Source organism: Halobacteriovorax sp. DPLXC-1 (assembly GCF_036903125.1).
Classification (GTDB): domain Bacteria; phylum Bdellovibrionota; class Bacteriovoracia; order Bacteriovoracales; family Bacteriovoracaceae; genus Halobacteriovorax_A; species Halobacteriovorax_A vibrionivorans.
The window spans coordinates 1519746-1533496 of sequence record NZ_JAYMCO010000001.1 but is presented as its reverse complement, the minus strand read 5'-3'; the positions used below and the strand labels follow the sequence as shown (position 1 = coordinate 1533496).

Below are 13751 nucleotides of genomic sequence, written 5' to 3'. Positions count from 1 at the left end.
TTACCAAATCCTCGACTATTTGGTTGTATAGTTATCCTTTTTCACTATTGGATCTAATTTCATTAAACGCTCCATCGCTTTTGGATCATCCTTAAGCGTAAAGCTAAGCTCAACACGTTGTGATTCAGAACAGCTGTAAATACCACACTTCATATCTTCATTTTGAAGTGGTACAGCGATCACACTTGCAGGAGCACGGTCTTCAAGGATAAATCCTTTAGGCTCGATAAGCTCTGCTGCGATTGATTCGCGCTGGCGCTCAATTACCTTCTTGATTGGAACAGGTCTTGAGAACCCGTAACCAATCGACTTCGTCACATTTCTCATATAGAACTTATATGGATAGTTCATGCCATCACTATAGATATAGTTAGAGATAGCAAGAGCTCTTCGTGACGAAAGGTTTAAGTTAAAGTTATATGAATATGCTTCGGCCATCATTGGATCAACTGCTTTACCAGCAAATAGTGGTGAAGCGTGCCCTTCAACGTTGAAGCTATCAATTTGTTCTCTAACAGTATCATCTTCAAATAGAACTTCAGAATATAGAGGGATTAAGCCTTTAAGCTTAGTCTTTGCATGGCGACTAAGTCTTGACGATCCTGTCTCAAATAATAAGTTCTTATTCATAAGTAGTGTTACGTTACCTGTAACCGGATCAACTGCTGCATCAATATCGTTTTCTCTAAACTTATTAGCAAGATTCTTTGCGATATTGGCACGTAGGTTACGCTTTTGATCATCAACCTTTTTAGCAATCTTCTTAACTTGCTTCATTAAGTCTTTCTTATCGTTAATTTCAGTTAAACAAGAATTAAGCTTCTTAGTTGTTCCATCTAGCCCATTTCCAAGTTCTGTAACTTTCTTGCTTAAGTCAGCATTACCTGCCTGACAGTTATTAAGATCATTACCAAGAGAGGCGATTTTACGACCTAAGTTACCATTTTCATCATTCTTATTAGCAAGTGCATTTTGAAGATCATTAACTTCTTTACCAAGACCCGCAACCTTACCTTTTAGATTATTATTATCTTTATTAAGAGTTGCAATCTTCTCTTTTGCCTTACCGAGATCACCCTTGGCCTTTCCAAGTTGATCTTTAAGTCCTTTATTTTCTTTTCCAAGACCTGCAAGTTTTCCTTGTGCTTCACCAAGAGCTTTCTTAAGACCACCGTTCTCTTTTCCAAGACCAGCTAACTCACCTTTAGCTTTTCCAAGGGCCTCTTTAAGTCCACCGATCTCTTTTCCCATACCTGCAAGTTTACCTTTTGCTTTTCCAAGTGCTTCTTTTAGGCCACCATTTTCTTTACCAAGACCAGCTAGCTCACCTTTGGCTTTTCCTAGTGCATCTTTAAGTCCACCGATCTCTTTACCCATTCCGGCCATCTTACCTTTGGCTTTTCCAAGTGCATCTTTAAGTCCACCGATCTCTTTACCCATACCGGCCAACTTACCGCGAGCTTTTCCAAGAGCATCTTTTAGACCACCATTCTCTTTTCCAAGACCAGCAAGCTTACCTTTAGCTTTACCAAGTGCATCTTTAAGTCCACCGATCTCTTTACCCATACCGGCCATCTTGCCTTTTGCCTGACCAAGGGCCTCTTTAAGTCCACCGATCTCTTTACCCATACCGGCCATCTTGCCTTTTGCCTGACCAAGGGCCTCTTTTAGACCACCTATTTCTTTACCCATACCAGCAAGCTTTCCTTTCGCTTGTCCAAGGGCCTCTTTTAAACCACCATTTTCTTTTCCAAGTCCAGCAAGCTCACCTTTTGCTTTACCAAGAGCCTCTTTAAGACCACCGATCTCCTTACCCATACCGGCCATTTTGCCTTTTGCCTGACCAAGAGCCTCTTTAAGTCCACCGATCTCTTTACCCATACCGGCCATCTTGCCTTTTGCCTGACCAAGTGCCTTTTTTAGACCACCGATTTCTTCGCCCATTCCTTTCATCTTGCCTTTAGCTTCACCTAGAGCTTTCTTGAGTCCGCCATTTTCTTCAGACATACCAGCAAGTTTTCCTTTGGCCTGACCAAGAGCTTTTTTTAGGCCTCCGATCTCTTCGCCCATTCCTTTCATCTTGCCTTTAGCTTCACCTAGAGCTTTCTTAAGACCACCATTTTCTTCTTGCATACCTGCAAGCTTTCCTTGGGCCTGACCAAGGGCCTTCTTTAGGCCACCGTTTTCTTCGGCCATTCCCTTAAGTTTACCTTCGGCCTGCCCTAGAGCATCTTTAAGTCCACCATTTTGTGCCATTAAAGACTTCTTATCACCTTCAAGTTTTCCAACCATCGCCTTTAGACGATCAACTTCTCCAGCAAGACCTTTATTCTTCGCGTCTCCTTGAGCTAGCTTTGATTGAAGGTTTTTAATATCACCTTTTAAACCCTGGTTATTTTGTTGAGAGCGTGCAAGATTTGATTTAAGACCTTTTACATCATCATTTAAGCCTGCAATCTTTCCATCACGAGCGGCAACATCCGCATTAAGCTTTTTAATTTGAGAGTCTTTTTGAGCTGTAAGTGAATCCATCGCCTGGGCGTGTTTTCCTTTAAGATCCTTGATTTGATTATCATAGGCCATTTTTTGATCGGCCTTACTCTTTTCAAATTGCTTAGTTAAGTCAGTAAGCTCACGTTTATGATCAGCATTAAGTTTTGCAATTTGAGACTTTGCATCCTTCTTAACACCTGCAAGTTGCTTTTCTTTTGTATCAAGTTCTGACTGATACTTCTTATTAAGATCAGCAATTTTAGACTCATAACCTGCTTTTTGTTTTGCTTCAGATTTCTTGTGCATTTTCTCAAGATCAGTAATTTTCTTAGCATGATCAGAGTTAAGCTTGGCAATTGTCTCTTTTGATTTTTTAATTTGACCAGCAAGTTGTGCTTCTTTTGTATCTAACTCAGACTGATACTTCTTATTTAAATCAGCAATACGACTTTCATAACCAGCTTTCGTCTTTGCTTCTGTTCTTTGGTGCATTTTTTCTAAATCATTAATCTTCTTAGCATGATCAGAATTAAGTTTTGCAATTGTTTCTTGAGATTTTTTAATTGTTCCTGCTAATTGCTTATCTTTAGTCTCTAATTCAGACTGAAATTTCTTATTTAAGTTAGCAATTTGAGTTTCATAACCCATTTTTGTATCTTGCTGCTTTTTCTCATATGACTTAGTTAAATCATTCACTTTCTTTGCGTGATCAGCATTTAGCTTAGCAATTGTTTCATCAGACTTCTTCTTTTGACCAGCAAGCATCTTATCTTTAGTATCAAGCTCTGATTGATATTTCTTATTGAGATTTGCAATTTGAGTTTCATAACCCATTTTTGTATCTTGTTGCTTTTTCTCATATGACTTTGTAATAGAGTCAACTTTCTTTGCATGATCTGCATTTAGTTTTGCGATTGTTTCTTTTGACTTTTTAATTTGACCATCAAGTTGTTGTTGCTTAGATGTAAGCTCACTTTGATATTTTTTATTAAGATTTGCTATTTGAGATTCATATCCCATCTTTGTATCTTGCTGCTTTTTCTCGTAAGACTTCGTTAGGTCATCGACTTTCTTAGCGTGATCAGAATTAAGACGAGCAATTGTCTCTTGAGACTCTTTCTTTTGTCCTGCTAATTGCTTCTCTTTAGTATCAAGTTCAGACTGATACTTCTTATTAAGATTTGCTATTTGCGTCTCATAGCCCATTTTCGTATCTTGCTGCTGCTTTTGATAAGTTTTCGTTAAATCAGCAACTTTCTTTTGGTGGTCAGAGTTTAAACGAGCAATAGTTTCTTGTGACTCTTTCTTCTGTCCGGCAAGTTGTTTGGCCTTCGTATCAAGTTCAGCTTGATACTTCTTATTTAAATCTGCAACCTTCTTTTCAAAGCCTGCTTTTTGAGATTGCTCTTTCTTTTCAAATTGCTTAGTAAGATCAGCAACTTTATTCTGGTGTTGGGCATTTAGAGTTTTAATCTCATGTTCTTTAGTTGAAATAATATTGGCATACTTCTTATTAAGGCTCTCAACTTTGAGAGTATGATCTTGATTTAACTTTTGAACTTCCTGCTCTTGGGCCTTCTTTTGTTCAACAATCTTTTTCTCTAGCTTCTCTTGAGCAATAATTCGACCTTGTATTTCACGATTAGCTTTAGCAATAATTTCTTCATTCTTACGCTTTACTTGCTGAAGTTCTTGAATTTTTTTAGTATCTTCTGATAATTTTTGAAGAGTATTGGCCAATTTTGAACGAACCTTTACGATTTCATTATTCACAAGCTTATTTTCTGCAACTTGTTCTTGTACTTTTTGCTGCTCTTGCTTAAGTTTTGTTTCTAACTTTGTTTTAACATTTTCAATTTGTTTAATATTCTGTGTTTGCTTAGATACTTGTGTTGTAAGCTCTTTTAACTTCTTTTCTTGCTGAGACTTAACTTTCTTAGCTGAAGCAAGCATCTCTTCAATTTTCTTCTTTTCTTCCTCAACTTCTTTCTTTTTCTTATCTAATTCACCGACTTTAGAGAAAAGAATATTTTCCTTATCTTTTGCCTTTGCGAGCATAGAGTCGCGATCTTCAATCTTCTTTTCAAGATTAACGAGAGACTTTTCTTTAAATTCTAAAAGTTGCTTAATTCTTGCTTCTTCTTCTGCCTTCTTCTTTACTTCTTCTTTTGTTTTTTCAAGATTCTTAGAAAGCTTTTCGTTCTCTTTAGACTTTTGTTTCATTTCTTGAACGATTTTCTTTATCTTCTTTTCAAGCTCTTTTTCTTCTTTCTTCTGACGCTCCATCATCTTTGACAGCTTGTCTAATTGAGATTCTTTTGACTTTAAATCGTCTTTGTTTTTACGAATTTCTTCAAGACGCTTTTTAAGTTCTTCAGACTTCTCATTAATTTCTTTCTTTAATTTTGTGTTTTCACGAGATATTTTAGATGATTTATACTTCTCTTTATCAAGTTGCTTTCCAACTTTTTCAACAATTGATTCTTTTTTGATTTGATCCTTAACCATATCCTGCATAACTTTCTTGTTTTGCTCTAACTTCTCAACAAATTTAGAAAGCTCTACCATCTTTTGATTAATGACGTTCTTATAGTCAGTGACCTCATTGATTGATTGCTCAATCTTATTCTTGGCCTTCATTTCTTTGATTTTCTGCTCTTTTGAAACCATCCCCTGCATCTGCTCTTCATGCTTCTTTTTCTGTTGAGCTTGCTGGAGTGACTTTACCCCGACCTTGATCATGGCAAAAACGAACATAACTAGGAAAACGACAGCAACTGTCGTAAACATATCTGAATAAGAACTCCAGATTGATCCGTCGTCTTTTCTTTCTTCTTTTTTCATAATCCTACCCTCGAATAGCACCTAGAATAGCGATTTCTGTGACTTATAAAAGATACTCATGGCATACAGAGCTATATATTTAGTAATGATCAATAAAATCAGATAGATAAAGTTCTACTGAGCATATTAGGGGCCAAAAACAGCTTTTTTAAATATGGTGATATTTTGACAATTAAAATAGTCACATTGAGTTCATTTAAATAAAAAGATATGAATGCCCACTATCTGAGCTAATCCCTCAAGTTTAAGCCCTCAGATTTCAGGTGCAACTAGCTGAAAGCTCATAAAAGTTGAAAATTACTACGGCATTTTTTAACCTTACTTTATATTAATCTTAAGTAGTTACGTGATTGAGACGATAATTACTTGGGATAGTAAATGAAGAAATACACGGATAAGTTAAAATTCATACTGGTAAGTACACTAGTGCTAGTGATGGCGTCATCGTGTGTACCTGAAGCGGCCAATAATCGTCTAACTTCTAGTACAGATAGTGAAGACGTTGGTAGTAACATCAACGAACCAGACTTTGAGTCGTCGGCAACATATATTCAATATGGTGGCAGCACTTACTCTTCAGTCTTTGAAATTGATAATTACTTTGATGATCTGATTACACTTAAAGGTGAAGGTGTACACAATTACGTTAAAGAAAACCTAGCAGATACTTATTGTGCAGTTGTTAATTTTCCTTCTATTAATTCGGGAACACCTCTTCTTGTGGTTGGTTTTCCACAATACACTATAAATGTAGAAGACTCATCACGTGAATACTTTATACGCTTCACTTATCGTAAGGATGATGCCGGATTATCACAGAGCTATTGCGGTAACTTACAAACTTATTTTACAGCAAACGGCCTTGACTGGTCTAAAGTGACTTACAAAGTCTCAGACCTTTCTTCAAGTTTATCAAATGTTTCAATTACTTCCGCGCCACTTAAGTTTGCGACCTCAATGGGAAAAGACCTATCAACGAATCTTGGAAACAACTTGGCCTTTAAAGTTTATTTTACATACAATGGCGACAATAGTGGTGGGAGCAATAACCTCTGTAGTAGCGATAGTGCATGTGCAACTTACGGAAGTGATTTTTGCTGTTTAAATAATCAATGTGTTCAAGATCTTTCACAAAAAACAGAAACAGTACCAAATTCAATTCTTAATGAAATTGAACTCAATCCATCTGCTATTTACAATTATCCAAATTATTACAATATCTGTACAGTAGGAAGCACTCCACCTACAGATAACGAAGATCAATATACTCCAGATGAAGAAGCAGCTATTCGCTTTAATCGTTTAAAACAATTATATCAGTGTACAACTCCAATCGATGGAGAAAGAGGTATTTGTACAACTATTTATGAAGGTGCGCGTACAGATCTCGTTTCAAATTACGAAACGAATATCGATGATACAAACTTTGACTATATTTATAAAGGGACTAAACCATTTTTAAATTCTGTACACGAAGTAAGATATCAAAATGCAGTTATATATAAAGATGGCTCATCAGTTAGACCTGGAGAGGTATCAATCTCAGGTGAAAATGACAACTTAACTGACACAACAAAGCTTACAATTACCACAGCATATGATGAAGAAAATAAATATAAAAATCTAGAAATAGACGCTTATACTGATGTTTCATGTAAGAGAATCAATAACTTCCAGGCACAATGTTATAAAGTGTATAAACAAGGACAAAATGAAGGCCTTATCACAGACCACTACCCTGGAACACAACGCTTTCAAATTCCATACTATGCAAATCTAGGAAATAAATTAGTTGTACAAGTTGATGATGTAACTCGTACACAAAATACATCTTGGAACTTAGAAGTTGGTGCAATCAATGAAGTTGTCTTTAATAGCTCACATATTGTACAAGACTCACAAACTGTAAAGATCATCTTTTATGTTGATTTAACTAATCACACAACAATACTTGATGCAAAAGAAAAGGCACAAGCAGAAATCGCATCATATTGTAAGTGTGCACTAAGAGAATGTGCGCTTGAAGAGGTTAGAAACACGAGTGATACAGTTGTAGATTATCAGTGTTATTTAAAACCAACACAAGATGATCCTCCGCTACAACAAAACTTTTATCTTTCTGCTAAGACTGCACCTCAAAGATACTTTGACTCAAACGGTGTAACAAAGAAAGACTTAACTCTTTCAGATGTCATCGCCGACCCTACACTTGCTCAAGAAGGATCTGCTTTTGCTTATATTAGTGGAGACAAGGCGAAGCCAAATAATATTGATGGATATGTTGGATTTAATGAAATATACGGAAGTTTTGACTTAACAAGTAGTTCAGCAAAACCAGCTAAAGAGATTCAAGTTAAAGAAGGTACAACTTATGATATTTTTGTATCAGGTGGTAACTACTCTAGCTGTTCATCTTGTGGAAATGACTACTACGCTTCTTCTGTAAAAATGTTCCCTAATGAATTTGAAAATGGTCCTGCTGGTTACCAGCCAGACCTTTCCACTTCTTCAAGAAGTGAGACAAGTAAATACCGCTCTGATGATTTTCTCTTTGGACGCGCCTGTTTTGTTCCAGCAACAATGATTGGATGGGCCCATCAGACTTTTGAAGATGTGCAAGAGCAGAGATTAAATCGTATGCGTACACAACACTTCATGGTCGCCAATGGTTATGATCGCGATTGGTATGGTTTCAATTATGGATCAGTCATTGGTTCATTTGATGGAGTAAAATGGTTTGCTGTAGGTACAAAGAGACGTATCAAGGCCACAACGAATAAATTATTTCTTGCAATAAATGCTAAATTTTCAGATCAAACAGTTGAAAATAGTTATTCAGTAACTGTTCAAGACTCTACTATTAATGGAAGTATTAGTATTCCAACAACTGACTTTGAAACCGATGGTGCCACTTGTCAGCAAGTTCATACTTGTAACACAGATAATGAATGTGTTTCATCTCTTGGTTGGGATTATGTATGTGAGAATATCTCAACAGTATCTTCTCCATATCCAAACTTTGATATCAATGCTAATGAGATTCCACAAGAGTTAGATATTGATCGCCTACTATCTTTAAATGGTACTTTTTCAGGTAATGTGAAACGATGTGTATATAGAGGTCGCGGTGCTGCTTGTCGACCAGAGTATAATGAAACAAATTCATCATCTATTTCATATACTGCTGTAGGGACAAAGAAACTTCACGGTTGCTCTTTTAATAATCACTGTCAACCTCTTGAAGGAGCAGACAACAAATACTTCAATAATCGTATCTCTAGAAAAGCAACTTCTCTAGCTCTTCAAAATGGGCAAGCTGACAATGATACTGAAATGGTTTCAACTGTAGGTTTAGTGGCACCAAGCCTTGGAAGACCTTTTAAATATAGAGGTGATGAAGAGCCAAACTACCAAGCAAGAAGAAATCTTATCCTTAATGATGTAAAAGGACTCTGTCTACCAGGCCGTGATGCAAACTTAGAAGATGTCGTAACATCTATGGATGAGCCATCTGAATTCATGCCTGACTTTATTGGAAATATGGGTAATACAGTATCAGATATGCAAAATAATACTAATGAGAATATGTTCTTAAGCTGCCCTACTTTTGATACTAATGGAAATTATGTAGCATTTGATCCTCTTCAAGATGTAACAACTAAGACGACAGAACTTCAATTACTATCACGTTCTCAAAACTTAAGTACATACTTCTTAGAAGTATTTGATGGTCTAACAAACGAAGAGCTTCTAACAGATTTAAATGAAAGTGATACAAGTATAATCGAAAGTCTATCTCTACCGGTTAACGCTTGCTTAAGAGCGCCAGGTTCAACGTGCTTCACAGACCTTGACTGCTCAGCTTCTAAATTTGTGGCCGACAACACTAAAGGTGTTGCACTAGAAGATATTTTAACTCTAACAAGCCAATATGAATTATCATTCTGGCAAACAGAACTTGTGTGTTCTCAACCGGCCAGAGTAACAGACAGTGACTATGATATTAGAAATAATCGCTGTTGTTCAGAAATTGGAAATACATTTAAACTTCCGACTCTAGAAACGACTGGATCACCTATTTCTACAGATTCATCTATTACAGTAACAGACACTGTTGATCTTGAAAGAGTTCCTGCAGCAGAAATCGGTGCCAAGGAAGCAACACGCTTCTCAGGTAATGTTCTAACAGAGTACGAGAGAAATACAGACTCTCTTAATACAATGGAAATCCAAAGAAATGATCTCACAGTTGATATCTCAGACCCAACAACACCATCTGTTGATAGACAATACAAATTACTGACAACATATGGTAAGAAGATGTGTTGTTCTGAAAACTGGGTCAGAAGTTTTAATAAAGATGAAAACGGTGGCGGCCATGAATGGGGTCCTAATAAGATGCAGGCCCATGGTCAACAAACCCTATCTGATTTCAAATGTTATAATTATGCTGAGCAAGACAAGGCAACATGTGATGGGAATAATGCTCTAAACGGTAATCTATGTTCTCTACTCGATATCCCAGAGCCTATCGCTCTCGATATAACGAAATGGCTTAGTTATTATGAACTAACAGGTATTCCTAATGTTGTCATAAAGGATCATATTGAATCTGTTCATGATACATCAGCTTCCTACCCAATGTGTAGAAAACCAATATATAGATCAGCAGCTGCGACTCCAGAATATTCAAATGGAGCTGCTCCTGATGCTAATCAAGATGAATATACTGATGACTTCTATACTCTAAATGGACTAACTAACGCGACAAGAGATGTTGATACAACAACACAGGCCGGACAAGACTTTAAGACAGTATTTGAGGCCGATGAGTTTGCATGTTGTATGCCAGCAGGAACTCAAATGGCAGCAGGAGATGATGCTAATATGTGTTGTACGGGATACATCAACCCACAAAACAATAAATGTCAGCTAAAGAATTATACTAATGTAACGGCCTATACAAATCGCTATGTCTCAAGTGAGCTACAAACATTACCAGACACAGAGTTTGAAGCAACAACAGGTATGATGACAGACCGTGAGAAACTAGCGGTAATTGCATGTGAAAGAGAAATGTGTGCAGAAGGATTTGTTGCTTTTGGACTTGTTCACGGACAATACGGACTTCCTGAAGAGACTCTTGAGGACGCTGATCAACTTGGTGCAGGTAATGTAAAAAGATTCATGCAAAACTATGATAATGATAATGAATTAGGACGCGTGGACTACTTCCTCGAAGGAATGAAGTGGAACTCTAATGTTTATTGTATTCCACAAGCAACAGCTAACGCACTTCAAAGCGCTACACCACCAGTGCAAGTTCTTAACTGTAATTAGATCTTATTTCAGTGGTGATTTTATCTAAGATATTTTTTGCGGTATCAACATGATTTTCGCTTATGAAAGGATGTACTTTTAAAGTAAGAGAAAGTTTAGCATTAAACTCCATGGCCACTAATCCAATGGGAAAATTTCTTGAACCAGGAGTCGTTGCAAACCACACCTCTTGCTCCCCTAAACTATCATAAGTTTCATCTCTCACATCCCATGAACCGACATTTGAAAATGTACCAAGCCAAAAATTCTTACCTGCTGATTTACGAGATAACTTTGCCATATAGCCTCGACCAAAGAGCACGCCTATGTGATGTACCCACCAAAGTCCTATATGATTTAAAGTCTTAACTTTTGCACTAAAAACTTTTCTAATACTTTCATATGTAGAGTTAGCATTTAAGCGCATCTGGACAAATGATGTATGATTCTCATAAGGATTAATTTTATTGACGATGCCTCGAATATTAATTGGAAGTAACCAAGAATATGATTCATTTTGACTTTCTTCTTTTATCAACTCAAATACAAAACGATTTAATAATTCTAAGATGACGATATTTTGCGAAAGTTTATTCTCTTTCAAGTAATCGTTAAACTTTTTTGTTTCATCTACACTTAAGGCCTTTAGCGCAAACTCATAATTATTCTTAGGTCGTTTTTGACTTTGAATTTTCCAATCAGGTTTGTGTGCTGGTGAGATATCCTTTGCTCTAAAAGCAAGTTTAATATGATCAAAGAAACTAATCTCTTTTTTGTAATTAGAAAAGATTGGACCTCTTTTTGCCCCAAGCTTAGTAAGATAAAAAGGGATTGAAGCACTACCATCCATTAAGGAGTGTGAGTATTCAAAATACTGAGGCTCATGAATATCACCATCAATATATTTGGCCCTACCAATAACACATTGATCATTCTCTCCTCTTTCTTTTAGAATCTCATACCAAACACCTACCCAATCTCTAGAGAGGTAACGGTTTTTTAAAATACTAAATGGCCAAATAGAAAAGATCACAGAACACTTCCTTCAAATCGAAATTTTCTCACTGGCCAAAGAGGACCTGTTGTATCACCGTGAATTTCAAACATATGCCCTGTCGATTCAACGATTATCCCATCAATAAAGTACGAGAAATTAAACTTTTCCTGACCTGTATATAAATTACAAATATGAAAATCCTTCATCGTCTTATTAAGACTGAAATATTTTAGAATACTCATTATCATTTCTTTTTTTGCTTCATTACTCAATGATTTTTCAAATGATAAATAAAGAACTTCAAGAGTTTGTAAGATACCATTACTAACCCCTGGCCTTCCCATCAATTGTACAAGCTTTGTTAATAGCCTCTTAGGTGCTTGCATATTATATAATTTATAACGACGTCCCAATGACTTGTCTGTAATCATAAAAACTGCACTAAGCTTTGCTCCATCAAATACACCAAAGTATTTATTGTCCTTCTCATCAGTGATCTGCTCTCTTAGTTCAAGATTAGAGTTTTCACTACGATAGAAATCATTAAATTTCTTAAAATCTATTTTTTGAACTCGCCCTCTTGCTGGATTAAAAACTGGAGGACAGACAACGGAGTAAACATGGTAATTATCAATATGACGGTAATTGAAACCTCGGCCATTTTTCGTCAAGGATTTAATGGCACGCTCATTATCAGATAAAATTGCAGTATAAGACATTTCACATCTTAACTCTTCACTTAAATTTGGCAGGGCCTCAATGATATCTTTAAACAATTTTCTCCATTGAACTTTAGCTCTTCTGCCCCCAACGGGAGAAACTCGTAAGTCACAAAAATAAGCAACTGGTCGAAACTCTCCATTAACATGGCGAATTTGCCTAATAATAGTCCCTACTCCACATATTGTTTCATCATCATTTAAAAAGACGAAACTCCAGTAGTGATTTCCTTTTCTTTCATAAAATTCAAAGAAGTTTTCACCACGATCAAAAGACAGGGACTCTGTCCCTGTTTGCATATGTATATCTTTGTAGAAGTTTAAGATGGCGTCATTATCGGATTTCGTAGCGAGTCTGATATGACTATATGGTTCCATGACCTCTTCTAAGGTCAACATAGACGCCTCCTTAAAGACTTAAATCGGACTTAAAAAAGTCTAAGTATAAGATTTAACTTTTCTTACTGATCTTGCTCTAACTAATCTCTTTAATAAGAAAGTAACAATACGACCAAATGAAAAGTGGACATTCATCATTGTTCCATACTCGATAACTTCATCATCTGGTTCAGTCATCCCTGGAAGTAACTTAGTATATCCTTTATAAAGTCTAAAAGGTCTAATAGTATTATAAATTTCACCTAATTTTGGTTTAGAACTTGAATATGCATAAATATAGAAGTTTCTTCTCATCTTAGTAGCTTCAAGATACATCATGAGCCAGAAATAAACTCCAAGCATACGACAACGTTGATAACGAGACATCCAAAGAGCAGTTGCCTCGAAGAGATCATTTTCAAAGTCAGGTACATCTTTTTTAAGTTTTGCTAAGGCCTCATCTGGAAGACTTTTAACAACACGTGAGTCACTTCCTAGTGCAAAAGTAAAACCACCACACATAACGCCGTGACGATTAAAAAGTGCGAATGTTTTATTTCTAGCGAGAAAGTCGATTGGAAACTTAACTCCAATTCTTTGGTAGGCCAATCTTTGAAATTCTTTTAGTTCATCAACCTCAGTAATATTTCTAAGCTCCGAACGGTAGATACGCTTTACGCGGCGTCCTGTTCCTACAATAACACCAGGTAGTACAGCTAATTGCTTTATCATATCTCTCTCCTCCATAGAGTATGTAACCGGGGACCATCTTAGAAAGCGCAGTAACCAAAAGTAAAATCTCATCCAAATATTAAGATTTCCCCATTTTCCTTGAGTGCACATATAATACCTATAAAAATAGGTGCTTATAAAGGGCCAATGAAAATCTTATTCAAAATCTAACAACAGTTTTGGCCATATTCGTCAAAAAAGATCTGTTTACAACAATTATTAGTGTCAACATGCCACCATATGAAAAGAGTCATTTTTGTAATGCTTTC

5 protein-coding genes are annotated in these 13751 nt (G+C 36.3%); 1 reads left to right on the top strand and 4 read right to left on the bottom strand.

Annotation, left to right across the window (positions count from 1 at the left end; translation table 11 throughout):
* Nucleotides 1-15: 15 nt before the first annotated feature.
* Nucleotides 16-5337, bottom strand: coding sequence for a hypothetical protein (locus VCM44_RS07340; protein WP_334678423.1), 5322 nt, complete (start codon nt 5335-5337; stop codon nt 16-18).
* Between the two features lie 378 nt (nt 5338-5715).
* On the opposite strand from VCM44_RS07340, the gene VCM44_RS07335 reads away from it, so the two are divergent.
* Complete coding sequence (locus tag VCM44_RS07335) at nt 5716-10677, top strand: hypothetical protein (protein WP_334678422.1); 4962 nt, start codon at nt 5716-5718, stop codon at nt 10675-10677.
* Here the strand turns inward: VCM44_RS07335 and VCM44_RS07330 are convergent.
* The 3 genes from VCM44_RS07330 to VCM44_RS07320 are packed head-to-tail and all read right to left on the bottom strand — an operon-like array spanning nt 10664 to nt 13482.
* Nucleotides 10664-11689, bottom strand: coding sequence for a hypothetical protein (locus VCM44_RS07330; protein WP_334678421.1), 1026 nt, complete (start codon nt 11687-11689; stop codon nt 10664-10666). The genes VCM44_RS07335 and VCM44_RS07330 overlap by 14 nt on opposite strands.
* Complete coding sequence (locus VCM44_RS07325; protein ID WP_334678420.1) at nt 11686-12771, bottom strand: hypothetical protein; 1086 nt, start codon at nt 12769-12771, stop codon at nt 11686-11688. Before VCM44_RS07325 ends, VCM44_RS07330 begins: the two co-directional genes overlap by 4 nt.
* 39 nt (nt 12772-12810) lie before the next feature.
* Nucleotides 12811-13482, bottom strand: coding sequence for a hypothetical protein (locus VCM44_RS07320; RefSeq protein WP_120404949.1), 672 nt, complete (start codon nt 13480-13482; stop codon nt 12811-12813).
* Nucleotides 13483-13751: the final 269 nt, after the last annotated feature.

Excerpts from the sequence above, each read along its gene's own strand:
- VCM44_RS07340 (WP_334678423.1), bottom strand. The coding sequence starts at position 5,337 with ATGAAAAAAGAAGAAAGAAAAGACGACGGATCAATCTGGAGTTCTTAT.
- VCM44_RS07325 (WP_334678420.1), bottom strand. The coding sequence starts at position 12,771 with ATGTTGACCTTAGAAGAGGTCATGGAACCATATAGTCATATCAGACTC.
- VCM44_RS07335 (WP_334678422.1), top strand. The coding sequence starts at position 5,716 with ATGAAGAAATACACGGATAAGTTAAAATTCATACTGGTAAGTACACTA.
- VCM44_RS07320 (WP_120404949.1), bottom strand. The coding sequence starts at position 13,482 with ATGATAAAGCAATTAGCTGTACTACCTGGTGTTATTGTAGGAACAGGA.